22 protein-coding genes are annotated in these 24,577 nt (G+C 61.5%); 16 read left to right on the plus strand and 6 right to left on the minus strand.

Features of this window, described 5'->3' with window-relative positions:
- From YWU_RS17095 to YWU_RS17110, 12 genes are all read left to right on the plus strand, one after another.
- Positions 1-1,416 carry a peptidoglycan glycosyltransferase FtsW gene (locus YWU_RS17095; protein ID WP_051260388.1) on the plus strand — a complete coding sequence of 472 codons (1,416 nt, stop codon included), beginning with the start codon at positions 1-3 and terminating at the stop codon, positions 1,414-1,416.
- Positions 1,413-2,522, plus strand: a complete 1,110-nt coding sequence (murG, locus tag YWU_RS0113615; protein ID WP_027020892.1) for an undecaprenyldiphospho-muramoylpentapeptide beta-N-acetylglucosaminyltransferase — start codon at positions 1,413-1,415, stop codon at positions 2,520-2,522. Before YWU_RS17095 ends, murG begins: the two co-directional genes overlap by 4 nt.
- Before the next feature lie 36 nt (positions 2,523-2,558).
- Positions 2,559-4,004: a UDP-N-acetylmuramate--L-alanine ligase gene (gene murC / locus YWU_RS0113620; RefSeq protein WP_027020893.1), complete on the plus strand. Its 1,446-nt coding sequence runs from the start codon at positions 2,559-2,561 to the stop codon at positions 4,002-4,004.
- The gene (locus tag YWU_RS17100; RefSeq protein WP_051260389.1) at positions 4,001-4,690 is read left to right on the plus strand and encodes a cell division protein FtsQ/DivIB; all 690 of its coding nucleotides are present in this window, start codon (positions 4,001-4,003) and stop codon (positions 4,688-4,690) included. Before murC ends, YWU_RS17100 begins: the two co-directional genes overlap by 4 nt.
- A gap of 181 nt (positions 4,691-4,871) precedes the next feature.
- Positions 4,872-6,122, plus strand: coding sequence for a cell division protein FtsZ (ftsZ, locus tag YWU_RS0113630; protein WP_027020894.1), 1,251 nt, complete (start codon positions 4,872-4,874; stop codon positions 6,120-6,122).
- 35 nt (positions 6,123-6,157) lie between these two features.
- Entirely contained in the window at positions 6,158-6,844 is a 687-nt protein-coding gene (gene pgeF / locus YWU_RS0113635) for a peptidoglycan editing factor PgeF (protein ID WP_051260390.1), read from the plus strand.
- Positions 6,845-7,012: 168 nt separating this feature from the next.
- Positions 7,013-7,519 (plus strand): cell division protein SepF, encoded by a 507-nt coding sequence (locus YWU_RS17725; protein ID WP_051260391.1) that lies wholly within the window; start codon positions 7,013-7,015, stop codon positions 7,517-7,519.
- An 11-nt stretch (positions 7,520-7,530) separates the two neighbouring features.
- Positions 7,531-7,818 (plus strand): YggT family protein, encoded by a 288-nt coding sequence (locus YWU_RS0113645; RefSeq protein WP_027020896.1) that lies wholly within the window; start codon positions 7,531-7,533, stop codon positions 7,816-7,818.
- Between the two features lie 245 nt (positions 7,819-8,063).
- Complete coding sequence (locus YWU_RS0113650) at positions 8,064-9,125, plus strand: DivIVA domain-containing protein (protein ID WP_027020897.1); 1,062 nt, start codon at positions 8,064-8,066, stop codon at positions 9,123-9,125.
- A 296-nt stretch (positions 9,126-9,421) separates the two neighbouring features.
- A complete protein-coding gene (gene ileS / locus YWU_RS0113655; RefSeq protein WP_034648011.1) occupies positions 9,422-12,601 on the plus strand; it encodes an isoleucine--tRNA ligase in 3,180 nt (1,059 codons plus the stop codon).
- 145 nt (positions 12,602-12,746) lie between these two features.
- Entirely contained in the window at positions 12,747-13,487 is a 741-nt protein-coding gene (locus YWU_RS0113660; RefSeq protein WP_156892857.1) for a hypothetical protein, read from the plus strand.
- An 18-nt stretch (positions 13,488-13,505) separates the two neighbouring features.
- Positions 13,506-14,888, plus strand: coding sequence for a DNA polymerase IV (locus tag YWU_RS17110; RefSeq protein ID WP_034648013.1), 1,383 nt, complete (start codon positions 13,506-13,508; stop codon positions 14,886-14,888).
- Here the strand turns inward: YWU_RS17110 and YWU_RS0113670 are convergent.
- Complete coding sequence (locus tag YWU_RS0113670; RefSeq protein ID WP_027020900.1) at positions 14,881-15,816, minus strand: asparaginase; 936 nt, start codon at positions 15,814-15,816, stop codon at positions 14,881-14,883. The genes YWU_RS17110 and YWU_RS0113670 overlap by 8 nt on opposite strands.
- A gap of 135 nt (positions 15,817-15,951) precedes the next feature.
- Between YWU_RS0113670 and YWU_RS0113675 the strand changes: the two genes are divergently transcribed.
- Complete coding sequence (locus tag YWU_RS0113675; RefSeq protein WP_027020901.1) at positions 15,952-16,569, plus strand: WKL family lipoprotein; 618 nt, start codon at positions 15,952-15,954, stop codon at positions 16,567-16,569.
- A 64-nt stretch (positions 16,570-16,633) separates the two neighbouring features.
- Here the strand turns inward: YWU_RS0113675 and YWU_RS17730 are convergent, their stop codons facing one another.
- Both YWU_RS17730 and YWU_RS17120 read right to left on the minus strand, forming a co-directional pair.
- Positions 16,634-18,346, minus strand: coding sequence for an HNH endonuclease signature motif containing protein (locus YWU_RS17730; protein ID WP_051260392.1), 1,713 nt, complete (start codon positions 18,344-18,346; stop codon positions 16,634-16,636).
- Between the two features lie 205 nt (positions 18,347-18,551).
- Positions 18,552-19,472, minus strand: a complete 921-nt coding sequence (locus tag YWU_RS17120) for a hypothetical protein (protein WP_051260393.1) — start codon at positions 19,470-19,472, stop codon at positions 18,552-18,554.
- A 26-nt stretch (positions 19,473-19,498) separates the two neighbouring features.
- Here YWU_RS17120 and lspA point away from each other — a divergent pair, with 26 nt between their 5' ends.
- The 3 genes from lspA to YWU_RS17130 are packed head-to-tail and all read left to right on the plus strand — an operon-like array spanning position 19,499 to position 21,649.
- Positions 19,499-20,143, plus strand: a complete 645-nt coding sequence (gene lspA, locus YWU_RS17125; RefSeq protein WP_338025300.1) for a signal peptidase II — start codon at positions 19,499-19,501, stop codon at positions 20,141-20,143.
- Positions 20,136-21,059 (plus strand): RluA family pseudouridine synthase, encoded by a 924-nt coding sequence (locus tag YWU_RS0113695; protein WP_027020902.1) that lies wholly within the window; start codon positions 20,136-20,138, stop codon positions 21,057-21,059. Before lspA ends, YWU_RS0113695 begins: the two co-directional genes overlap by 8 nt.
- Positions 21,059-21,649: a hypothetical protein gene (locus YWU_RS17130; RefSeq protein WP_051260394.1), complete on the plus strand. Its 591-nt coding sequence runs from the start codon at positions 21,059-21,061 to the stop codon at positions 21,647-21,649. The genes YWU_RS0113695 and YWU_RS17130 overlap by 1 nt, the downstream gene beginning before the upstream one ends.
- On the opposite strand, the gene YWU_RS0113705 is transcribed toward YWU_RS17130, so the two are convergent.
- The 3 genes from YWU_RS0113705 to YWU_RS18395 form a co-directional block, all read right to left on the minus strand.
- Positions 21,650-22,996 carry a D-arabinono-1,4-lactone oxidase gene (locus tag YWU_RS0113705; protein WP_027020903.1) on the minus strand — a complete coding sequence of 449 codons (1,347 nt, stop codon included), beginning with the start codon at positions 22,994-22,996 and terminating at the stop codon, positions 21,650-21,652. It lies immediately after the preceding gene.
- The gene (locus YWU_RS0113710) at positions 22,993-24,180 is read right to left on the minus strand and encodes an alanine racemase (protein ID WP_027020904.1); all 1,188 of its coding nucleotides are present in this window, start codon (positions 24,178-24,180) and stop codon (positions 22,993-22,995) included. Before YWU_RS0113710 ends, YWU_RS0113705 begins: the two co-directional genes overlap by 4 nt.
- An 88-nt stretch (positions 24,181-24,268) precedes the next feature.
- Positions 24,269-24,433, minus strand: a complete 165-nt coding sequence (locus tag YWU_RS18395; protein WP_169718917.1) for a hypothetical protein — start codon at positions 24,431-24,433, stop codon at positions 24,269-24,271.
- Positions 24,434-24,577 lie beyond the last annotated feature (144 nt).

Raw genomic sequence — 24,577 nt, forward strand, 5'->3', positions numbered from 1 at the left:
ATGTCCGCACCGTCCGGCAAGCGAACCAGGTTCCGCGATTTCGTCGCGGATCAGACTGCCCGCCCGCTGTTCGACTACTTCATGCTGCTGGGCATCACGGTGGTCCTCACCGGGATCGGCCTAGTCATGGTTCTGTCTGCGTCGATGGCAACCTCCGGCCAAGAGTCGGGGAGTGTCTGGGGCGTGTTTATTCGCCAGGCCGTGATGGTGGTCCTCGGTTTCATCGGTTTCTGGATCGTCTTGCAGGTGCGCATCCGTGCTATCAAGGCCCTGGCGACACCGATGATGGTCATCTCGCTGATCGCCCTCGTGGCCGTGCTCGTGGTGGGCACCGGTATGGACGAATGGGGTGCGCAGCAGTGGATCCGCGTCGGGAGTGTGGGGCTACAGCCTTCGGAATTGGCGAAGATCGCACTGTCTCTGTGGGGAGCGAAGGTGCTGGCTGACCGCCTTCGCAAGGCAACGACCTTCGGCGAGCTTTACGGTCTTTTCGCGGCTGGTGCGCTGGCCACAATTCTTCTTGTCGCAGTCCAGCGGGATCTCGGCATGGTCGTGGTGATCTCGGTGGTCGCGCTGGCACTGACCGTCTGTACTGGACTTCCAGGCAAGGCGATCGCGCTGCTCACCGGCGTTGGCATTATCGGGTTCGTGCTGTTGATCTTGTTCGAGGGATTCCGCTCCCAGCGAATCCTTACGTACTTGGACACCTTCTTCCTTAACTACAGCGACATTCGCGGGCCGGGTTATCAGGTCTATCAGGGCACCTTGTCCCTCGCGGATGGCTCGTTGACGGGAGTTGGCCTCGGGCAGTCCCGCGCGAAGTGGTTCTACCTGCCGGAAGCTAACAATGACTTCATCTTCGCCATCATCGGCGAGGAACTTGGTTTCCTGGGCGCAACACTCGTGATCGTCCTGTACGGACTGCTCGGATGGGTAGGCCTGCGCATCGCAATGAAGCAGGTGGACCCATTCCTGCGGTTGCTCGCGGCCACGCTGACCACCTCGGTCGTAGTGTCGGCGTTCATCAACATCGGTTATGTCGTCGGCTGGCTCCCGGTCACCGGCATTCAGCTGCCATTGATTTCCGCCGGTGGTACCTCCGCGATCATCACGATCGGTTCGATGGGAATGCTCGCGACATGTGCGCGCCACGAACCTGAGTCGATCTCTGCGATGCAAACCTCCGGTCGACCCGTTGTGGACCGAGTACTTCGCGTCCCGGAACCGCTGCCATATGAACAGCGCAGCGTCCGAGATGGACGCTCACGGGCGCACCGCGAACCGCAGCGCTTCGGCAAGCCCGTCACTTACGACAATGACGTCAGAGGCGGCACCGGAGTCGACCTCGACCGGCCACGCCGGCGGGACCCACGACAAGGCACACGAAATAACGGACAGGGCAGGAGCAGAAGGTGACCTCAGGAACGGACAACGCACCGTCGATCGTCGTAGCCGGAGGTGGCACCGCAGGGCACATTGAGCCTGCGCTTGCCGTCGCCGACGCGATTCGGACGCTGGTGCCCGAGGCGCGTGTTACCGCCCTCGGTACCGAGCGAGGCTTGGAGGGCGACCTCGTGCCTGCCCGCGGTTATGAACTTCGGATGATTCCTCCGGTGCCAGTGCCGCGCAAACTCAATGTGGATCTGATCAAGCTGCCGTTCCGGGTTCTCAACGCCGTGCGCAAGACTCGTTCGATCTATAAGGATGTCGGTGCTGACGCTGTCATCGGATTCGGTGGATACGTTTCCGCCCCCGCATATCCGGCTTGCCGGGCAGGGAAGAAGATCCCCTTCGCTGTGCACGAGGCCAACGCCCGCGCTGGTCTTGCCAACAAGCTTGGCACCTGGCTCGGCGGCAAGGGCTTGGCAGCGGTGCCGGGCTCGGGCATCAAAGCTGAGGTCGTCGGCATCCCTGTGCGGTCATCGCTGTCCCACTTGGACCGCGCTGCAACTCGCGCCGAGGCACGTGATTTCTTCGGTCTGCCGCAGGAAGGCCCCGTCCTCTTCGTTACTGGTGGCTCCCAGGGCGCCCGGAGTATTAACGATGCGGTCAGTGCCGCATCAGAGGCGCTCACAGCTGCAGGCGTATCGGTCCTGCACGCTCATGGCCGCAAGAATACGATCGAGTTCACCCAGTCTCCCGGCGGCGGTACGTACGTCGCACTGCCGTACATTGACCGCATGGACCTCGCGTACTCGGCGGCGGACCTGGCGGTGTGTCGCTCCGGTGCTATGACCGTCGCGGAGATTTCGGCAACCGGTCTGCCAGCCGTTTATGTCCCGCTTCCGCACGGCAACGGTGAGCAGGCTTTGAACGCCTCGGCCGTGGTAGCCGCAGGTGGCGGAATCATCATTGATGACGCTGACCTGACTCCGCAGAAGGTCGAGCAGGACATCCTGCCGATGCTGCAGGACCCGGCGCTCATCGCTTCGATGTCTGCCGCTGCAGCTGAAGCCGGTTCCCGTGACGCCGCTGATGTCATCGCCCGGCGAGTGCTGGAACTTGCCGGTTATTCTGTCTGACCCCACCCTTTACCGCTGAACCAAAGGTGATTACCAATGAGCAACGCAACGTCTTCGCCGGACCTCCCGCAGAGCGTCCACATGATCGGGATCGGCGGTGCCGGGATGTCCGGTGTCGCTCGCATTTTGTTGTCCCGCGGTGTCAGGGTTAGCGGCTCGGATGTCAAGGAGTCCCGAGCGGTCGTCGGTCTCCGCGCAATGGGGGCAGCCATTGAGATCGGTCATGCCGCAGAGAACCTGACTGCGTCAGGATCGCTTCCCGACGCCGTCGTCGTTTCCTTCGCCGCCATCCCCGACACCAACCCGGAGTTGGCTGAGGCAAAGAAGCAGGGGATTGAGGTGCTCAAGCGCTCCGATGTTCTAGGAATGCTTCTCGACGGCTACCGCGGCGTCCTGATCGCCGGCACCCACGGTAAGACGTCAACGACATCGTTGGCTGTGGCCGCACTTCAGTCGGCGGGCCTTGACCCGTCCTTCGCCGTCGGCGGACTGATGTCCCGTGCCGGTATCAATGCTCATCACGGCACCGGAGATGTCTTCGTTGCCGAAGCAGATGAGTCTGACGCCTCACTGCTCACCTACGCACCGCAGGTAGCTGTGGTGACCAATGTCGAGGAGGACCACCTCGACTTCTTCGGAACCCCGGAGAAGTACTACCAGGTCTTCGACGACTTCGCGGATCGCATTATCCCCGGTGGCACCCTTGTGGTCTGCCTCGAGGATGACCGTGCTGCACAGTTGGGTATCCGTGCTTTGGCGCGGGGCGTCCGGGTTGTGGGTTATGGCGGCGAGGAGTGGGCCGATAAGTACCCGGAGATTCCGGTTGCGGCTGTCCTACATGGCTGGACCAGCACCGGTGGCGGAGCGCAGGTGTCTGCCAAGGTTCTCGGTGAGGACGTGGTGTTCCAACTCCAGCAGCCGGGCCGTCACATGGCGCTCAATGCACTGGCGGCTCTCGTCGCCGGTCGCTGTGTGGGTGCAGACCTAGACCGGATGGCCAGTGGCCTCTCGGAATTCACAGGTGTGCGCCGCCGTTTCGATTACCACGGTGTTGTCGAAAACGGGCAGTTCGCCGGAGCGCGAGTATTCGACGACTACGCTCACCATCCCACCGAGGTCCGTGCAGTACTGAACGCCGCGCGTGATCTGGTGAAGGATGCGGGCAAGGGGCGCGTGGTCGCGGTTTTCCAGCCGCACCTGTATTCGCGCACCGAGAACTTCTCCGCTGAGTTCGCCGAGGCATTGTCCACGGCCGATCTCGTTGTGGCTCTCGATATTTTCGGTGCCCGGGAAGAACCGCGCCCGGGCGTCGACGGAACCCTGATCTCTGATTCGGTCACCGTCCCGGTTGTCTATGAGCCCCATTTCGCAGATGTCCCGGAGCGCGTGCGCGAGATCGCGGGTCCAGATGACGTGATCCTCACCATCGGTGCGGGTACCGTCACCATGCTTGCGGACGAGATCCTCGAGGTTCTTCAGTGACGAAGTCCCCTCGGTTCCGGTGGTCGACGGGCACCGGTGTGCTCGTTGTTCTGGCCACCTCCGCGGTCGTCGCTCTACTTGCTTGGATCATCCTGTGGTTTACTCCCGCGGCCGAGGTCAGAGATTTCGAGGTCATCGGAGCGGATAATTCCGGTGCGGAATCGGTGATCGAGGCGTCCGGAATCTCGGAGGGGGAGAAGCTCGCACGGATCCCCACTGAAGATGCTGCCCGAGCGATTGCGGCTGAGCCGTGGATCGAACGGGTCACTGTCGACCGGTCGTGGCCGTCGACGGTGAAGATCGAAGTGCAAGAACATGCTGTTGGGCTATTTGTGCGGACCCCGGATGGGGAACTGCTCTATTCGACTGATGGCGTACCGCTCGTGGTGGCCCCACCACCAGAGGGCGCGGTCGAACTTGCGGGCATGGACCCAGAAGAGGCCGAAAATGTGGCTCCTGAGGCTCTAGAGGTACTTGAGGCGCTTCCAGAGGAAGTCCGCCATCAAGTTTTCCTCGTCGACGCTCCAGGACCACGGGATATGACACTGGTGTTGCACGGAGACCGGACGGTGTACGTCGGGTCCTCGGACAATGCGAGGGAAAAAGGGCTGGCAGCGCGGGCGGTTTTAACGCGTGAAGAACCTCATTGGAACGTCTCGGACCCCGAGCGGCCAGCTTCACGCTAGAGTTCTATTGTTGTCTCGACGGGGATGTGGAGCATGGTTCTCCATCCCTAAAGCTCAACTTTAGAGTGGCGACACGCCACATCACCGGCATCCTGTTACACAGCCTGGAAATGCTGAAAGATGGGCCGAGAGATAGTCCCGGCACAAAATCCGAACAATGTAAGGAAGGGCGAGCACCTACATGACCTCCCCGAATAACTACCTCGCCGTAATCAAGGTCGTAGGAGTCGGCGGCGGCGGCGTCAATGCCGTGAACCGCATGATCGAGGAAGGACTCAAGGGCGTCGAGTTCATCGCGATCAACACCGATTCGCAGGCACTTATGTTCTCGGACGCTGACGTGAAGCTCGACATCGGCCGTGAGGCCACCCGTGGACTCGGTGCCGGCGCCGACCCTGAGGTTGGCCGTAAGTCCGCTGAGGACCACAAGGACGAGATTGAGGCTGCACTGGAAGGTGCGGACATGGTCTTCGTCACCGCCGGTGAAGGCGGCGGTACCGGAACCGGTGCTGCCCCCGTTGTTGCTTCGATCGCGAAGAAGGCTGGTGCGCTGACCGTCAGCGTCGTCACCAAGCCCTTCACCTTCGAGGGCAACAGCCGTACCCGCAAGGCCACCGAGGGCATCGAAGCACTCAAGGAAGCCTGCGACACCCTCATCGTGATCCCGAACGACCGCCTGCTGCAGATCAGCGAGAAGAACGTCTCCATGATGGAGGCCTTCCGCTTCGCTGATGAGGTCCTGCTCAATGGTGTCCAGGGCATCACTGATTTGATCACCACCCCGGGCATGGTCAACGTGGACTTCGCGGACGTCTGCTCTGTGATGAGTGGAGCAGGCTCCGCCCTGATGGGTGTCGGTGCCGCCCGCGGCGAAAACCGTTCACTCACCGCCGCAGAGATCGCTGTGAACTCCCCGCTGCTGGAGACCTCGATGGACGGCGCCACGGGCGTCCTCATCTCCTTCGCTGCTGCCTCCGACCTCGGACTTCTCGAAGTCAGTGAAGCAGCGACTCTGGTCACCGAGCGTGCGCACCCGGATGCAAACATCATCTTCGGTTCCTTCATCGACGAGAACATGGGCGACGAAGTCCGCGTGACCGTCATCGCCACCGGTTTCGACGACTCCGCCTCCGGCCGCGTGCCGGAGCAGGTCCGAATCCCGGCCGCCGAGAAGGAGGAGGCACCTGCTCCTGAGCAGAACAACGGTGGCAAGCACCACCTCGATGATGAGCGTGCACCGGCTAGCAGCGGTGGCATCTTCGGCGGGGGAGAAGGCTCCAATTCCTTCACCCCGCAGCCGGAGGTTAAGCCGGCCCCGCGTAACCCAGGTCTGTGGGAGCCGCAGGAGGGCCGCAAGCCGGAGCGTCCCCAGCCGACTCGTCAGGATAAGGACGAGGACGACGACGGACTCGGACTCCCGGGATTCATGTGAGTGCAGGATACGACGCCCGTCGTGTGCGCAAGGTAATGACCACCCGCACCGGCGGGTTTTCCGCGGAACCGTTCGGTTCTTTCAACCTCGCGCAGCATGTGGGGGACCGGCCTGAAGACGTCGCCCGTAATCGGGCGAGTCTTGCCGAGCGACTCAACCTGCCCGAAGAGAGCTTCGTCTGGATGGAACAGACGCACTCGACGAACGTGCAGATCATTGAGTCCCTTCCGGACGGCCCCCTGGCCGACACCGATGCCATTGTTACGAATGTTCCCGGTATCGCCTTGACTGTCCTGGTGGCTGACTGCGTGCCGGTGCTGTTGTGGGACGAGACCGTCGGAGTTATTGCCGCGGCTCACGCCGGTCGCCAAGGCGCTCGAGACGGAGTGGTTAAAAAGACTGTTGAGGCTATGCAGAGTCTTGGCGCCGTGCCAATGCAGATCCATGGACTTCTCGGACCTGCCGCCTGTGGCGCTGAGTATGAGGTGCCGGAAGAGATGGCTGCGGACGTCGAGAAGCATCTTCCAGGCTCTCGGACGCTAACGCTGAATAAGACCCCCGGTTTGGATATCCGACAAGGAGTGCAACGTCAGTTGCGCGATCTTGGAGTTGTGTCGGTCGACATCATGACGCCATGCACGATCACTGACGAAAGGTTCTTCTCCTACCGCCGGGAGGGGCTTACCGGCCGCCACGCAGGAGTGATCGTTCTCGACGACTAAATCTGTCGTCTGTTTTAACGGGTGAATGATGGGTGTCACATCGCTGATTCTGCGGAAAACCTGAAAAATTGGGTACGTTTGGTGTGTCGGATCTCTCGTGCGACTGGAGTGAACGGTACGTTGGAGCCACTGGCCCCATTCAGGCAGAAACTATATTGAAGGATTGACATGGCGGAATCAATGAAGAAGTTCAAGGAATTCTTCGGTCTCAACCCGATCGATGATCGTCAGTATGAACCGGGCTACATCGACGAAATTGACGAGTACGATCGCGGTGGCCGATACGCGGACGACCGGTACTCGGATGACTACGTCGAGTACGACGAGCCGCGTGGCTACCGCCATAATCCCGAGCCTTTGACTCCGGCTCCGCTGCCGCCGATGGAAACCCCGGTTGTGCCGAAGCACGTGTACTTCAAGCCGAGTTCCTCCTTCATGGCTAAGTACTCAGAGGCCCGTCAGATCGGCGAGCGATTCCGCGAAGGCGACATCGTGACTTTCGATCTGGTGGATCTAGCGCCGGAGGAGCGCAAGCGCTACCTCGATTTCGCGGCAGGCATGTCCTTCGCGTTGTGCGGAAAGATCGAGCGAGAGGGCACTTCCTTCACGCTTTTGCCGGAAGGCGTCGACATGTCGGCGACGGGCACCGGTCGACGTAGCGCCCTGTCCGGCTAGGCTGGGAAGACGTGCAAGCAATTTTTGGAATCCTGAACATCGTCCTCCTGCTCTTTACCTACCTACTGCTGGCCCGCATCATCATGGAGATGATCGCGTCATTCTCCAGGCAGTGGCGACCGGGGAAGGTGTTTTCATCGATAGGTGAAGTGGTCTTTACGATCACAGACCCGCCGGTGAAGCTGGTACGTCGACTCATCCCTCCCATGCCAATGGGCGGTGTCAGCATTGACCTTTCTGTGCTGGCGCTGTTCTTCGTTCTGATGATTCTCAGGATGATTGTCATGCAGTTCGCTTAACCGCAGAAGTTCATAACAAAAGCACTGCTTGTTGGCCCCTATGTGCGGGACAACGAAAAGGGCTAGAATGACGAAAGATCGAGTGGATCATAAGCCAGTTAATAGCTGATGTAACGAATCTATTGTCTGTTCGGATGATGGGTAAGTACCATGAGACACGTGGTCGCAAATTCTCAGTAACCGGTTGACACTGATCGCACAAATGTTCAAGGTTAATTTTTATCAACGTAAAGGGGAACTCTCCAATGCCGCTGACTCCCGCTGATGTGCATAACGTCGCGTTCAGCAAGCCGCCGATTGGCAAGCGCGGCTACAACGAGGACGAAGTTGATCAGTTCCTGGATCTCGTAGAGCACGCGCTCGGCGAACTCCAGGACGAGAACGCAGAATTGCGACTCCGTGTCGACGACCTTGAGCGTGACCTCGATGAGGCCACCGCCGCAGGTTCGTCTGCGCCGGTGAGTGCCGCTCCGGCGTCCTCCGCTCCGGAGGTCGACGAGACTGCCCTCCGAGCCCGCATCGAAGCTGAACTCCGGGCTGAGTACGAGGACCGCGCGTCCTCCGAGTCCACCCGCGTCCGCGCTGACTCCGATGCCCGCGTCCGTGAGGCCGAGGAACGTGCGGCAGCCGCTGAGCAGCGTGCACTGCGCGCTGAAGAGGCTGCAGCTGAGGCAGTGTCGGCTTCCTCCCAGGAGGCTTCTGCTCCGGCCGCATCCAGCTCCGGCGCCGCTCAGGCAATGCAGGTGCTGTCGATGGCTCAGGAGACCGCGGACCGCGTCACCGGCGACGCCCGCCGCGACGCAGACCAGATGCTGACCGAGGCTCGCGACACCGCCGAGCGCACCGTCTCCAGTGCGAACGAGGAAGCTGAGTCGACGCTGACCTCCGCCCGCGATGAGGCTGAGTCGACTCTGACTCAGGCGCGTCGGGAAGCAGAAGAGACCGTCACCTCTGCCAAGAACCAGTCTGAAGAGATGCTGACCAACGCCCGCAACGAGGCGCAGTCCACTGTGACGGACGCCCGCCAGCGTTCAGAGCAGATGATTTCCGACGCAGACGCCCGCTCCGCAGCGACCATCAGCTCCGCTGAGCAGCGTGCCGCTGAGCTGCAGGCCGATGCTGAGCGCAAGCACACCGAGATCATGACCACGGTGCGCGAGCAGCAGTCTGCTCTCGAGTCCCGCATCGAAGAACTGGAACTCTTCGAGCGCGAGTACCGCACTCGCCTCAAGACCTTCTTGGAGTCCCAGCTCGAGGACCTCAACTCGCAGGAGTCCGCGGCCCCGGCTGACGGATATAGCTCCTAGCAGTTGCACCCATAACCCCACTGCCACTTTGCGTGGCGGTGGGGTTATACTTTTGCCCATACGTGCTGCGATCCGGCCATCACCGGGGAGCACTCCGGAAGAACAGCGTTCAGCGCGCCCAGTAGAGCCGGACGGGTCCGGCCCGTCATCGCCGGTCTTAAGCGGATGTGGCCGTCACTGGACAACAGTGAGGGCCGCATCAAGCGGGGTGGTACCGCGTTTCCGGTGATCAGAATGTTGCCGTCGGCGTCCCCGTGTTTGGACGGTTTCCCGGGGCATCCGGGACAGCGAAGAACATGGGAGCCTCACACGTGAACAAACCCACCTCAGCAGGCGGTGCCTACCCGCGCACCAACGCCTTTGGTCAGACCCAGGGAAGCCCGAGTTTCCCGGCTCTGGAAGACAAGGTCCTCGATTTCTGGAAGAAAGATGACACTTTCCAGGCATCGATCGACAACCGAGACGGTGCAGAAGACTACGTCTTCTACGACGGGCCTCCGTTCGCAAACGGTCTGCCGCACTACGGCCACCTGCTGACCGGGTACGTGAAGGACATCGTCCCGCGTTACCAGACCATGCGTGGCTACCGCGTGCCCCGCGTCTTCGGCTGGGATACTCACGGCCTGCCAGCAGAGCTTGAGGCTGAGAAGCAGCTCGGCATCAAGGACAAGGGCGAGATCGAGAAGATGGGCCTCGCCGAGTTCAACGCCTACTGCGCTAAGTCCGTGCTGGAGTACGCCGACGAATGGCAGGAGTACGTCACCCGCCAGGCTCGTTGGGTCGACTTTGAGAACGGCTACAAGACGATGGATCCGGGCTACATGGAGTCCGTTATCTGGGCGTTCAAGGAGCTCTATGACAAGGGTCTGATCTACCAGGGCTTCCGCGTCCTGCCGTACTCCTGGGCTGAGCACACCCCGCTGTCGAACCAGGAGACCCGCCTAGACGACTCCTACAAAATGCGCCAGGACCCGACCCTGACCGTCACTCTGCCGATCATCGGAGCAGAAGGCGGCGCAGCAGAGGCTCTCATCGGCGCCAAGGCACTGGCCTGGACGACGACCCCGTGGACCCTCCCGTCCAACCTCGCATTGGCCGTCCACCCGGATGTCACCTACGCAGAGGTCGAGGTTGGAGACGACGGAGCTGAGGAGTTCCGTGGTGAGCGTCTGCTTCTGGCTAAGCCCCTGATCGGTGCGTATGCCAAGGAGCTGGGCGAGAACCGCACCATCGTCTCCGAGCACTCAGGTTCAGAGCTCGTCGGACTGACCTACGAGCCGGTTTTCGAGTTCTTCCGCGATGAGCCGAACGCCTTCCGCATCCTTGCCGCTGACTACGTCACCACCGAAGACGGCACCGGTATCGTCCACCAGGCTCCGGCCTTTGGTGAGGACGATATGAACGTCTGCCAGGCCAACGACATTGGCGTTGTCATCCCGGTCGACATGGACGGCAAGTTCACCTCCCTCACCCCGCCGTACCAGGGTCAGCTGGTGTTCGATGCCAACAAGGACATCATCCGCGACCTCAAGGCAGCCGGCCGCGTCCTGCGGCACCAGACCATCGAGCACTCCTACCCGCACTCGTGGCGTTCCGGTGAGCCGCTGATCTACATGGCTCTGCCGTCGTGGTTCGTCAACGTTACTGAGATCCGCGATCGCATGGTCGAGCTCAACCAGGAGATCGAGTGGGAGCCGGAGCACATCCGCGACGGCCAGTTCGGCAAGTGGCTCGAAGGCGCTCGCGACTGGAACATTTCCCGGTCTCGTTACTGGGGTTCACCGATTCCGGCATGGGTTTCCGATAACGACGAGTACCCGCGTGTGGACGTCTACGGCTCCCTTGATGAGCTTGAGGCAGACTTCGGGGTCCGTCCCGAGTCCCTGCACCGTCCGTACATCGACGAGCTCACTCGTCCGAACCCGGATGACCCGACCGGCCAGTCCACCATGCGCCGTGTCCCGGATGTCCTCGACGTCTGGTTCGACTCCGGTTCCATGCCGTTCGCGCAGGTGCACTACCCCTTCGAGAACAAGGAGTGGTTCGACACCCACGCCCCGGCGGACTTCATCGTGGAGTACATCGGCCAGACCCGTGGCTGGTTCTACCTGCTGCACGTGCTGTCGACTGCACTGTTTGATCGCCCGGCGTTCAAGAAGGTCGTTGCCCACGGCATCGTCCTTGGTGACGATGGACTGAAGATGTCCAAGTCCAAGGGCAACTACCCGAACGTCAACGAAGTATTCGCCCGCGACGGCTCCGACGCGATGCGTTGGTTCCTCATGTCCTCTCCGATCCTGCGCGGCGGCAACCTCATCGTCACTGAGCAGGGCATTCGTGAAGGTGTCCGCCAGGCACTGCTGCCGATGTGGAACGCTTATTCGTTCCTGCAGATGTACGCGTCGAAGCCGGCAGAGTGGACCACCTCTTCGGAGAACGTCCTGGACCGGTACATCCTGGCGAAGCTCGCGACGACCGTGGACTCGGTCACCGAGCTTCTCGACGCCACCGATATCGCCCGCGCCAGCGACGAGATCCGTCAGTTCTGCGACGCTTTGACCAACTGGTACGTGCGCCGTTCCCGTGACCGTTTCTGGGAGGGCGACGAAGTCCACCCGGAGGCCTTCAACACTCTGTACACGGTGCTGGAGACTCTCACTCGGATCTCTGCGCCCTTGCTGCCGATGGCCTCTGAGGTCATCTGGAAGGGCCTGACCGGCGGCCGCTCGGTACACCTCACCGATTGGCCGACCTCTGCAGACTTGCCTCACGACGCCGATCTCGTCGCCGCCATGGACAACGTTCGCGCTGTCTGCTCTGCCGCATCGCGCGTGCGTAAGGCCAACAAGCTTCGCAACCGTCTGCCGCTGCCGAAGCTCACCGTCGCCGTAGCCGAGGCTGCGTCCCTGGAGCCGTTCGCCGGCATCATCCGCGACGAGGTCAATGTCGACGAGGTCGTCCTCACCGATGATGTCGCAGCTGCCGGCCGCTTCGAGGTCGTCGTCAACGCTCGTGCTGCAGGACCTCGTCTCGGCAAAGACGTCCAGAAGGTCATCAAGGCCGTGAAGTCCGGTGACTACGAGGTTGTCGACGACACTGTTGTTGCCGGCGGTATCGCGCTTCTGGAGAGCGAGTACTCCCGTCGACTGGTCGCCGTAGACGCTGACTCCACCGCGGAGATCGACGGCGTCGACGGGCTGATCGTCCTGGACATGAATGTCACCCAGGACGGCGAAGCCCGCGGTTGGGCCGCTGACCTGGTGCGTGGCCTACAGGAGGCTCGTAAGAACTCCGGATTCGAGATCACCGACCGGATCACCGTTTCCATCTCGGTGCCGGAAGAGTTCGCCGAATGGGCCGAGCAGCACCGCGACACCATCGCGCGTGAGGTGCTCGCGGTTGAGGTCGGGTACGTCGACGGTGAGCTGACCCACGACATTGGCCGTGGTGCTACCGCGGACGTAGCGAAGATCTAGAGGTTTTCCACAGCCCGGGTGATGTCCACATCACCCGGGCTTTCGCGTGTCAGTGGACGGCGATGGGGGCGTCGTTGGCGATAGCGTCCGTGACCACGGCACAACCGCAGACCGACTGCGGGCCGGTTACCCACAGGGGGATGGCATGCACATCGTGAAGTCCGAGATCGAGACGCACAATCCGTGGAAGTGGTACGCGGACCATGTGGTCTCGTACCTCTACGAGATCTACGGCAGCCCAGAGACATGGCTATTCGCGGCAAACAACCGCTCGACGATGGCAGAGTGCATCTTGGATTCGGTGTACTCCTCGCGCGTGCGCCACGCCCAGGTGGACAGCATGATTCGTCGGTTCACGGCGTGGACGCTGGGGGAAAAGATCTGCGTTACGACGTCCACCCGGCTCATCCACGTCCTCCGCGGTGATGCCGGCGCACCCACAGTTCCGGAGACCTCAGTTCTGCCCGCTAACCGGATTGCCGGACGATTCAAGCGGGACATCGCCGCTGATCTGGCCTGGGAACTGGCTGAGGCGGGAGTCGAAGAATGCGCAGACTTCCGCGAATTGGGCCCTGACGAGCATGAGGACCTGCGCGCCAGGTGCTTGAGAATCAAGGGCTTCGGGGAATCCGGATGGGTGCATCTGTGTCTGCTGGCCGGTTCAGTAGTGGTATCTCCGACGACGGCGGTTCGCCGGTTTCTTGCGATGGATGAGTACCGAGTCCCGGACGAAGACATTGTCCTGATCCTTCGTTACGCAGCAGAGATGATCGAATTGCCGTACGCCGCGCTGATGCGTGCCGTCGACCTGGTCTCGCAGCGATGTCGGGGTACTTTGCTGGAGGATCTGGACCGGTTGACCTGCCCGGAGCCTCCCGCTGCTTGAGGCCTACAATTGGCCCTCATGCTCCGCTGGGTCCTGCACATCGACATGGACGCGTTTTTCGCGTCGGTTGAACAGCTCACCCGGCCGACACTTCGTGGGCGACCGGTGGTGGTCGGGGGACTGGGCGGTCGCGGTGTTGTCGCGGGTTGCTCGTACGAGGCTCGGGAGTACGGTATCCACTCAGCGATGCCGATGGTTCGGGCCCGTCGGCTTATGCCCGGCAACGGTGTCGTGGTCTATCCACGCAAGGGAATCTACGGACCGGTGTCCCGCCGAGTGTTTGATGTGGTTCGGGAGAAAGTCGACATTGTCGAACAGCTCAGCGTCGACGAGGCGTTCATGGAACCGCCCGAACTCGCTGGTGCTGAGCCGGACGAGGTCCGCCGCTGGGCCGAGGAACTCCGCGCACAGATCCTCCAGGAGACTGGACTTCCATCGTCGATCGGCGCAGGATCCGGCAAACAGTTCGCCAAAATTGGCTCCGGTATGGCGAAACCAGATGGAGTGACGGTGATTGGCGCTGGCCAGCATGAGGAACTTCTCCATCCGCTGCCGGTGGGAAAATTGTGGGGGATTGGTCCCGTCTCCGAAGGTAAACTCCGCGGCCTCGGCGTAACCACGATTGGCTCATTCGCCTCGATGTCGCTGCGCGACGTGGAGGTCTCCCTCGGCAAAACCGTCGGCCCCGCATTGTGGAGGTTGGCACAGGGCCACGATGACAGACCAGTGAAGAAGCGCGCCGTCGCCAAGTCCATCTCGGCTGAACACACGTACCCGGAAGACTTGGTCTCCCGGGGACAAGTCGATGCCGCCATTGATAGAGCAGGAAAATCCGCTTTCCGACGCCTACTCAAAGACGGCCGCGGCGCCCGCACCGTAACCGTCAAAGTTCGATTGGCCGATCTGAGCGTCCACACCCGGTCAGAGACCCTGTCTTTTGCAACGACCGACCAAGAGGTGTTGCTCGCTGTCGCGAGACGGATCTCCTTCAACGTCGACAGCATCGGGGCGATGCGTCTAGTCGGAGTGGGATTCTCGGGACTGGACACGACGATTCAGGAAGTGATGTTCCCCGAGCTCGACGTCGAGCAAGTTGTGGCAGACGACCTCAAGGCCGTTACCGACGTCTTGCCGATATTCCGTGCATCAGATTCCTCGTGGACTCCGACAACTGATGTCCACCATGAAGAATTCGGACACGGCTGGGTGCAAGGCGCCGGCCACGGCGTGGTGTCCGTTCGATTTGAAAGCAGGCTGTCAGGCCCTGGCCGGATGAAGACTCTACGAGAAGACGATCCGGCTCTGAAGGAGTGTTCACCACTGTGCAGTCTTGATTGGGACGAGTGGTTCCGCACGATTGAGGACGAAGGTATCGACGCGGAGCCGGATCTGCCTAGTTAGCGTCGAAAAGCGTCTGGGGATGCGCACCTGAGGCGATCGCTGCGGCGAGGACGATGCGTGCCTGCGGAGCCCGGAGATACCCGGAACCGACGACACCCCGCGCCGCGAGCGTCGCGCCGCCACCGGCACCACCGTAGGTTCCCTGAACGTCACCACGCGGAACTCGAGTAGTCATGACCACCTGGACGCCCTTCTCCAATGCAGAAGAAATAGCGGCAGCCAACTCAGTTCCGACATTGCCAGACCCTAGGCCTTGAATGATCAGGCCGTGGGCGCCGGAGTTGATGGAGGCGTCGAGAAGCGAGCTGTCAGCACCCGCATACGCTGGGATGACATCGACCCGCACGCCATCCAACGCAGTGAGCGGGAGCGGATCAGGACGAGTGGGCTCTTCCGGTGCATTGGTAGCGAAGGCAAGCATGTCGGATGTATGCCACTTGGTGACACCGCGCACCGGCAGCACGGCATGGCCGAAGACGACCAGAACCCCGATGTTCCGGGCCGATGCGTCCGACGCGACGACAAGAGCCTCAAAGAGATTGCCCGGGCCATCAGCCTCAGGGTGATCCGACGGCAGCTGAGCGCCGGTAAAAATGACCGGTCGGGGATCTCCATGGAAGATATCCACCGCCATAGCGGTCTCTTCCATGGAGTCGGTGCCGTGCAAGACCACGACGCCAGCGACCTCCGGATCAGCAAGAGCCTCGTGGCAGGCAGCGACAACAGCATCAATCTCCGACAACCGAACAGACGCAGAATCAATGTGCGCGATATCGCGGACCTCGACGGACATCGCGCCGGGTGCGAAGCGATCAGCAACAGGGCGAACCACCTGCTCACCGGTCAACGTCGGCAACAAGTGCCCATTGCGGTCAGTGGTGCAAGAGATGGTGCCACCGGTGGCAAGGACGATAATTCGCGCAGACATGACAATAAGCTTACGGCCGGAGCTTGAATACTCTGACGAAGGGTTCAGACAAGTCTCAGTGTCCGTTGGTAAAGTTCCCGAGCGTTCCCTTGATACCGAATCCAAGCGGGCACCAGTTGCCCTCGGAGGAGAAACATGAACGCTCGTCGTAGTATCACGGCCCTGGTCGTCGCAGGCTGCACCGCCCTCTCTCTCGCTGCCTGCGGCGACGAGGGTGAAGAAGAGGTCACCACCTCCGAGACCACCACCACTGAAGAGGTGGAAACCCTGCCGACCGCGGCCGACCTCAATGCGGTTCTGGAGCGCGCGACCGATCCGAACCTGCCCGTCGAAGAAAAGATGAACACCGTCGAGGACGGTGAAGAAGCTGCCGAGTTCTTCGAGATCATGACCCAGTCGAAGGAAGAGACTGGCGCTAACGTGATCATCCTGGACCCGGTGCTGGAGGGCTACGCCCCGGACACCGTGCGCGTCCCGGCCCGCTTCGAGCAGCCGGACCAGGAGCCGCAGGAGATCCCGGAAATCGACTTCATCAAGATCGACGGTGACTGGCGTCTGTCCAAGACCTGGGCTTGCATGCTCGTCGAGCAGGTCTCTCCGGAGAACATCCCGCCGATGTGCGCCGAGGAGCCTGTCCCGGCGCCGGAGGGTGAGGTCATCGAGGAAGAGATCGCCCCGGCCCCGGAGGGTGAGCTTCCCCCGCCGGAGGAGGCTCCGGCCGAGGAGATGCCGGCTGAGCCGGCCCCGGCCTAAAGAGTCGTCTGGTACTAGACCCCTTGTGTGCAGCGCATTGCGCACGAGGGGTTTTTCTATGTCGTCAACATGAAGCGCGGGCTTTCCTCCATCGAGCCTTGTTTCGGAACTGCCTCCTTCGGTAAATTGCGATCTTTTCTCGTAGCGACTTCGGATCCGCGAAGCTTCGCCCCAACACATCGATCTCATCAGGATCGACCTTCACAAGAAGCTTCCCGACGGACACCAACGCATCGACCGGATCGCGCTCATTCAGGTAGATCTGCATCATCTCCACAATCGGATCTGGTGGTTCGACAGTCGGTGGATCAGGGTCACGAACAGGTTCAAGTGATTTCACCTGAGCGTTGAACCGGCGAAGCTTTACCAATTCGCGCTCTTCACGGTCCTGAGCACGGGCCCGCGCGGATGCTGCCGCTGCGATGGCTGCATCATCGGAGATGGACTCAACCATGTCCTTTGCGGTTTCACCGGGGGACATGATGCGCATCTGCTGCAGCATGCGCACTACCGGCTGGACTGCACGGGCGTGGGCTACAACGTCGCGAAACTTCGCTCGCGCTTCATCTCGGCGCTGGTTGTGTTCTTCGCGCAGTGCACCGGACTTCCGGACACTGGCTGCGAAAGGCACCGCACCAGGGTGGGATAACGGCCCGGCAGGCTCGGAAGCCACTTGCGCACCAGAGCTCACAGAGGTCCAGTACTCAGTGCCAGCCAGGGAACGGGTGACATCCCAGAGGCCCTTGGTCTTTTCGTTGTGATGACCTCGGCACAGTGCGTGCAGGTTATCGGTCTGGGTTGGTCCGCCTTCTGCGTGATTGGTGATGTGGTCCATGTCCGCGCCCATGGCATTTTTGGTACATCCGGGGAACATGCAGACGCCGTCACGGCCGATCACGAATGTGCGCTGGCCAGCAGTAGCAGCGTAGCCGCCGGAAGCGGACGGGTGCGCAACATCCACGGACGTCACCATTGACATGTATTCTTCAGTCAGAGCTTCAGAGAGCGTCCCGACCCCAGGCATCCAGACCGGACCGCCGTCAATACTGCGGTACAGGTGTAGGCTAACGCTGGCCTCTGCGGTCCCGCGGATCAGGTGCATGAATGCCTCAGCGCTGGTGCATTCCTTGGTCGCAGCGATGGTGCTGATAACGCGGTGGGTTTCTTCGGCATGAGCGGGGGCGAGGTTCAGTCCAATACGGTGTGTCTTTTCTGGGTATTCGGCTTTGGTGTGGCGGAAGGATTCCTCCACTTCTTCGGGAATCGGTGCACCGGCAAGGTCTACTGGCCGGGCAGCGTGGTGCACGGTGTCGATGGCGTGCTGAACCTTCGGGAATAGCTCTTTCCAACTGCCCATGCTGAGCCTGTTGACCGTGGGGAGAATCGATGCCAGGAGCAGAGGCTCCAAGGCAGGGAAATGTTCCTCTGCCACGGAAAAAGTTGCGCAGGAGAGCTTCTTCAAAAGTGCCAGCGGGGCAAACCCTCGAGCGGTTAGAACTTCAGTGAACTTGGGCATGCGGTCGAGCATCAGGCCAATCTTTCGGTAGTCCCGCGCAGCAGCATCGGTCTGGCCGAGGTCCGCACTCAGGCACGTGATGTGATGGCGCGCGTCTTCCTCAGGCGCACACAGTGATGCGGTAGCCAGAGCAAGCTCACTCCGGTTGCGCGCCAAGACGAGGCCGGCACGATCGGAGTCGTTCTCGTGTCCCCACTTCGGTGCGGACTCGGCAAGAGCTGCTTCGAAGGGGCAATCGGTGGTGTCGATGGTGATGGTCATGATTTCGCCCCTCCCTTGAGGTCGAACGGTTTCGCTTACCTGTTCGATCATGCCGGAAGGGATTTATCATTTCAAGAGGCCAAAGGCTTGTTTCGATAGAGTTATCGAAAATTCACCTGTTGGTATGCATGGAAGAACTATGTCTTGCGCACGACGACAAAAGCCGACCACTAGGTGGTCGGCTTTGGGGGCAATGGGCTGAGAGCTAGTCGGTAGCACCGAATTCGACGGTACGGAGCACTCGCTGAGTGATACGGGGGCTGCGGGCCTCCGGGTCGGTATCGCCGTAGACGATCGTGTTGATGAAGTTGATTGAGCCGTCCACCGGAATTGGCTGGGAAAGGTCGACGGTGACAGATCCCTCGCTGGTGGTAGTTCCGGAGTCGATGACGGACAAGGTCACTCCGGTTTCTTCATCGTCGAGCTCCGCGGTTGCCTCAGTTGGGGACTGGTCGACGGTTGCATCCAGTTCGACAATGTCGCCGTCACGATTGACCAGGGTGTATGTGATGGTCTGGGCGACGCCACCGTCGTCGACGGTGTTGTCGACAGTCCACCGAGCGCCTTCGCCGACAGCCTCGGTGGGGAAAATGACCGGGGTTGTGAGCCACTGGATCATGGAGGTTTCCACGCCAACTCGAGCAGTGTTGGAGGCAGTCTCCGGGGCGCCGAGGGCAACGTCCTCGACTGCTCCATCATCACCGGCGCTCCAGGCTGCTCGGAATCCCTTAGCTGTGGCGATGTCGCCTTCCAGGGATGAGTTGGATCCGGACGGGGTATCCAGTTCCGCAGTAACTGCACGATTGTCGCCGCCACCGGTGACGTTCGCCTGCAGGGGCAAAGTCATTGTTGTGTCGGCGAGGGCTGAATCGGACTCGACGGTGCCGTCGGGAAGCGTAAGTACTTGAGAGAAGCCGCGAGTGACGTTGATGTCGACGGACTGATCGGCTCCCTCGTCGTCCCATCGCAGGACTGACTTTTCCCCGGAACCTTCGGTAATGAGCTCCACGGTGGGCACGGGCAGGTCCGCCTCGACCATCTCAACCTCTTCGGATGAACAGGCGCTCAAGGTGAGGATCGTGGCGACGGACAGTGCGGATAGGGCGGTCAACCGGCGGTGCTTCACGCCTATGAGGCTACAAGGGACAGGTAGTGCCGGTGTTCAGGTGGGTGACTTTGTGGCGATTCACCGGCGCTATGCGCGATGATGGTCAGGTGACCCGACCTGATGAACCAGAAACAACAACTGCACCCACGGACGCCGCTGCGTCCGGGGTTCGCCGCTCGACCCGATATGTCGGGGCGTTTGCCCTGGTCATGATTGTCGTTGCGGCCTTGGACCAGGTCACCAAAATTGTCTCCGTGAATCTGTTGGAAGGCCAGCCGCCGGTCAATGTGATCGGGGAGTGGCTCCAGCTCCGGTTGCTGCGTAACCCAGGCGCGGCCTTCTCTATGGGTGAGGGCTCGACGTGGTTGTTCACGACGCTCCAGCTGACCTTCGTGGTGCTGTCCACCGGCGCCGCGGTGACCGGACGACTGACCTCGCGGTGGCTCACCGTGGCCGTTGGGCTCATTGCTGGCGGCGCGCTTGGCAATCTGCTGGACCGGTTCTTTCGGGAGCCGGGGTTCTGGTTCGGCCACGTGGTTGACATGTTTTCGGTACGCGGGTTCGCCGTGTTTAATGTCGCAGACGCAGCCATCACAATCGGCGTAATCGTCATGGCAGGGTGGATAATTTTCTCCCCGGACGCTCGCGATGAGAAGCCTGACACCACTAAGGAGGCCACCGATGCGTGACTCACGACAGATGCCGGTGCCCTCGGGGCTGGCGGGCATGCGGATCGACGCTGGACTGGCGAAACTCCTCGGGTTATCTCGAACCGTCGCTGCGCAGTTGGCGGAGGATGGGGATGTGACGGTTGATGGAGTGTCCGTCGGTAAGTCAGACCGGTTGGTCGAGGACGCCTGGTTGTCGGTGCTGTTGCCGGAGGTGAAGTCCATCATGCCGGTGGCTGAGCCAGTTGAGGGCATGGACATTCTGTACTACGACTCTGACCTGATTGCGGTGCACAAGCCGGTGGGCGTCGCCGCACACCCGACTGTGGGCTGGGATGGTCCGACCGTCGTCGGTGGGCTGGAAGCCGCAGGATTCCGGATTGCTACCTCGGGTCCGCCGGAGCGCCAGGGAATCGTCCAAAGGTTGGATGTGGGAACGTCTGGAGTGATGGTGGTGGCGGCGTCGGAAAGCGGGTATTCGCACCTCAAGCGCGCCTTCCGAAACCGTGAGGTTTCCAAGCGCTACAACGCTCTGGTCCAGGGCCACCCTGACCCGTCCTCCGGAACCATTGATGCACCGATCGGGCGCCACCCGTCCTCTGGGTGGCGATTCTGCGTGCGTGACGACGGCAAGGCCTCGGTCACCCACTACGAGACCATGGAAGCATTTGCACCCGCCTCGCTTGTCGACGTCCGGCTCGAGACAGGGCGGACCCACCAAATCCGCGTGCACTTTTCCGCAATGAATCATCCCTGCTGCGGTGACCCGATGTATGGCTCCGACCCGAAGTTGTCGGAGCGACTCGGCCTGAATCGCCAGTGGCTGCACGCGGTGCAGGTCGGCTTCCACCACCCGGCGGATGGCCGCTGGATGGAAATCAACTGCCCGTACCCGGATGACCTGCAGCATGCGTTGGACGTGTTGAGGAACGACTAGTGGGCGCGCACAGTCAGATTCCGGAGCAGCCGGAGGAAGGCACTATCCATCCTCTGATGGCTCTCGTGGCGGTCGTCTGCACCATCGGCTTGGTGGTGATGTTTTTCTTCGCCGCGGGTTCGGACCGGGTACACGGTCGGATGAACATCCAAGGTGACTCCTTGGGTCCTGACGGGGAGGAGTCGGTGTCTGAGTACGTCGCACGCGCTGACACCTCATTGTCAGAGGCAGAGGGCGACGAGAACCGGTGGGCGCTAGTGTCGTTCGACCCGCCGGTGTCGCCTCAGGATGTTGGCGGCGTCGTGCCTGCAGACGTCCGAGTCGCTCGAGTATTGGCTGTGGAATCAGTCCCGGTGACTCTCCCAGAACCCATTGAAGGGATGTCCCGCACTGAGGTCATCGAGAGGGAGTTTGCCTTCCGGACGATGCTGGCAGGGGAGGATCCGGCATTGGGGATTCGAATCGTCGGGCTACTGGTGTGGGCAGACGCAGAGCAGCTTCACGACATACGCCCAAGAGCCACCGCGGTGGAGGTGCTCCCGACGGACGCGGTGGTCAGCCGCCTTGGCGTCCGCGGGATCAACCAGTAGTTACCCGTCGAAGAGATTCGACAAGTACGGGTTGAGGAACAGCCCTTCGGGGTCGACCTGGCGGCGTAGGTTACTGACCTCATCGAACAGAGGGTATGCCTCGCGAAGGGCTGAGTTCTGTAGCGAATGCAGCTTGCCCCAGTGCGGCCTGCCACCGGCGGCACGCAGAATCGGCTCGATAAGGCCGAAGTAGCCCCGCCAGTTCTCCCGGTGGTACCGGTGTACAGCGATGTAACAAGTCTCGCGTCCGTAGGCGGTAGACAACGCGACGTCGTCTGCTGCGGCGGTCCGAACTTCCAGGGGAAAGGACACGCAACTATTGGTTCGGTCGATGGCAGCGCGAATCTCGGAGAGGACTTCGGGAGCGTCGTCAAGCGGAATCCCGTACTCCATCTCGGAGAAACGGACGCGTCGCGGCGACACGAATACCTTGTGTGATTCGTCGATATATTTCTGCTCGGGCACGGAGCCGACCGCGATGGTGTTCAGACGGGACGTCAGGTTCGGACGCAGGCGCGAGGCTTCACACATCGCCCAGAGGGCGGCATTGCCGACGACCTCCTCAGAGAAGAACTTCTGTGCAGTCAGAAATTTCGACGGGGTCCGGTGGCTGCCGCCGTCGCGCCGGGTCCACTCGTCATATTCGGAGGCGGGGACGCGGGTATTTTCCTTCACCAAGGCGGTGTCAGTGCCAGGGAAAACGAAGAATTCCAGGTGGTCGGCGGATCGGGCGCGTTCGGGGAAGGTCTGGCGAAGTTCCTCGAAGTTCTCAGCGTGCTCGTCGGCGGCAAGGTGGAATTCCGGGACCGTGTCGAAGGTCAGCTCGGTGAGAACTCCGAAAAGGCCCAGGCCAATTCGGCCGAGGCGGAAGATCTCGGCGTCGATTCCATCGGCGTCTGGGGAACATAGCCGCTCGCGCCCGTCTGGGGTGACCAATCGAAAGCTCCGGAGCATCCCGCCAAAACCCGTGTATCCGAGCCCTGTCCCGTGGGTGCCCGTGGACACGGCGCCGGCGACCGATTGAGGATCGACGTCGCCTTGGTTTGAGAGGGCGAGGCCGATGGGGCCGAGAAGACCGGGGACGTCGCGAAGACGGGTACCAGCGCGGAATGTGACCGTACCGTTCTCCATGTCCAGCCCTGAGATCCCCGACAGATGGTCGAGCTGGATACGGATATCACTGGTGGTAGCCACCGGCGTGAAGGAATGCCCAGCTCCGAGAGGGCGCACCGTGGACTCCGCAAAGGCAGCAGCCTTGACGATGCTTGCTAGCTCACGGACTGTCTGCGGCTTATGGACCGACGTCGGGGTACACCGTGTCGTGCCAGCCCAGTTCGACCAACTCATGTGTAGATCCTTCCTTCACCGCGGTAGGTGGTCCACCGTTTGGTGACCGCGCAATCCGTGACGACGAGTGCTTCAATTGCGTGTTCTGCCGATTCGCCGGCTTTGGCGTGTCTGAACCAGACCGGGTCCCCCAGGGCGAGGTCAGCACCGGTCAATGGCGTCTGCACCTCGCCTGCCCCTTCGGTGGAGACGTACTCCAGACCTTCTGGCCAGACTGGCGTGGGCAGCCTGTCCTCGCCCGCAGGTCCGGAGGCGATCCGACCTCCGCCGGCGACAGTGACGGTGCCTGGTCGGGGTCTGCGGACCACCGGCAGCACGAACCACTGCGCGGGAGTAGGGGAGAAGGCCGCGTAGGTATCGAAGAGGGTGGGGCCGACGATGCCGGAGCCAGCGGCGACTTCGGTCACGGCAGTCTCGGCTGAGGTTGATTCCAGCGACCCGGTGCCGCCGCCATTGACGAATTCCAGGGGCCCGGCAACGGCAGTGACAGCGTCGACAACTGCCCGACGTTGCTTGGCCAGCGCCGGCCGCGCGGCCTTCTGCATGGCGCGGATAATCCGCTGTCGGATTCCGCCTGCTGCGTCACCGACCCCGGCGATGTGCCCCTCGTACATCATTACGCCGACCAGGTTCAGGCCGTCAGCGCGCACGATGGCCTCAGCGACGCGCGCCGCCTCGGCGGGGTTATGGGTAGGTGACCGCAGCATCCCGACGTGTACACCACCGCCTGGCCGCCACGACGCATCCACATCCAGGCAGATTCTGATCGGATAGTTCGCCTCGTGGATATTGTCCTGGAGCCACTGGATATGGTCGACGGAGTCCACCATCAGGGTGATGGAGGAGGAGAGGCTGGGGTCGTCGTAAAGCGATAAAAGAGCTTGCTTATCGACGCTTGGGTACGCCACCACGACATCGTCAGAGATCCCCGCCCGGACGAGATCGATCGCCTCCTGCAGCGAGTACGCGAGAACCCCGTGAAAGCCCGGTTTTTCCAGCACATGGGCGATCAACGAGGGGATCCGAAGGGACTTGGACGCGACCCTGATCGGGGTTCCGCGGGCGCGTCGGCGCAAGTCATCGCAGTTGGAATCGATGGCAGCGAGATCGAGGACGAGGGCGGGAAGCCTCTCGTCGCACACGGCGGAGCGGACGTGGTTGGGCACCGCCGGTGAGCTGTTCATGCAATGAAGGTATCGACCCTAAAAGTTGCAGGTGTGGAAACGAAGAAACCGGCACGAGAGTTCGTGCCGGTCGACGTTCGGAGAGGTCCTAGACGAGCCAGGAGTACCGGGCTTCGTTCGACGGGAAGTCGAGGATTTCACCGTCAGCAGCGATGCCTGCGGCGACCGGGCGACGGTCGATAGCCTCGATCGTCTTGTCGATGGCTTCCTGAGTGAACGGGGTGTAGACGCCTTCGCGGAGTGGTGCGAACATGCTGGGATCCTTCCGGTCAAAATATGAGGTTGTCCTCAAGTATGGGGAACATGGTTAGCAAAGTAAAGAAACGATAACGTGAGTTCGCACACGTCTGAAAAGATGAGTATGTGCAGGTAGATATACTTTTTGGGGCGGGCGTGG

The organism is Corynebacterium sputi DSM 45148 (assembly GCF_000427865.1).
Classification (GTDB): Bacteria; Actinomycetota; Actinomycetes; order Mycobacteriales; family Mycobacteriaceae; genus Corynebacterium; species Corynebacterium sputi.

Excerpts from the sequence above, each read along its gene's own strand:
- YWU_RS17095 (WP_051260388.1), top strand. The coding sequence starts at position 1 with ATGTCCGCACCGTCCGGCAAGCGAACCAGGTTCCGCGATTTCGTCGCG.
- murC (WP_027020893.1), top strand. The coding sequence starts at position 2,559 with ATGAGCAACGCAACGTCTTCGCCGGACCTCCCGCAGAGCGTCCACATG.
- ftsZ (WP_027020894.1), top strand. The coding sequence starts at position 4,872 with ATGACCTCCCCGAATAACTACCTCGCCGTAATCAAGGTCGTAGGAGTC.
- pgeF (WP_051260390.1), top strand. The coding sequence starts at position 6,158 with ATGACCACCCGCACCGGCGGGTTTTCCGCGGAACCGTTCGGTTCTTTC.
- YWU_RS17725 (WP_051260391.1), top strand. The coding sequence starts at position 7,013 with ATGGCGGAATCAATGAAGAAGTTCAAGGAATTCTTCGGTCTCAACCCG.
- YWU_RS0113650 (WP_027020897.1), top strand. The coding sequence starts at position 8,064 with ATGCCGCTGACTCCCGCTGATGTGCATAACGTCGCGTTCAGCAAGCCG.
- ileS (WP_034648011.1), top strand. The coding sequence starts at position 9,422 with ATGGGAGCCTCACACGTGAACAAACCCACCTCAGCAGGCGGTGCCTAC.
- YWU_RS0113660 (WP_156892857.1), top strand. The coding sequence starts at position 12,747 with ATGCACATCGTGAAGTCCGAGATCGAGACGCACAATCCGTGGAAGTGG.
- YWU_RS17110 (WP_034648013.1), top strand. The coding sequence starts at position 13,506 with ATGCTCCGCTGGGTCCTGCACATCGACATGGACGCGTTTTTCGCGTCG.
- YWU_RS0113670 (WP_027020900.1), bottom strand. The coding sequence starts at position 15,816 with ATGTCTGCGCGAATTATCGTCCTTGCCACCGGTGGCACCATCTCTTGC.
- YWU_RS0113675 (WP_027020901.1), top strand. The coding sequence starts at position 15,952 with ATGAACGCTCGTCGTAGTATCACGGCCCTGGTCGTCGCAGGCTGCACC.
- YWU_RS17730 (WP_051260392.1), bottom strand. The coding sequence starts at position 18,346 with ATGACCATCACCATCGACACCACCGATTGCCCCTTCGAAGCAGCTCTT.
- YWU_RS0113695 (WP_027020902.1), top strand. The coding sequence starts at position 20,136 with ATGCGTGACTCACGACAGATGCCGGTGCCCTCGGGGCTGGCGGGCATG.
- YWU_RS0113705 (WP_027020903.1), bottom strand. The coding sequence starts at position 22,996 with ATGAGTTGGTCGAACTGGGCTGGCACGACACGGTGTACCCCGACGTCG.
- YWU_RS0113710 (WP_027020904.1), bottom strand. The coding sequence starts at position 24,180 with ATGAACAGCTCACCGGCGGTGCCCAACCACGTCCGCTCCGCCGTGTGC.
- YWU_RS18395 (WP_169718917.1), bottom strand. The coding sequence starts at position 24,433 with ATGTTCGCACCACTCCGCGAAGGCGTCTACACCCCGTTCACTCAGGAA.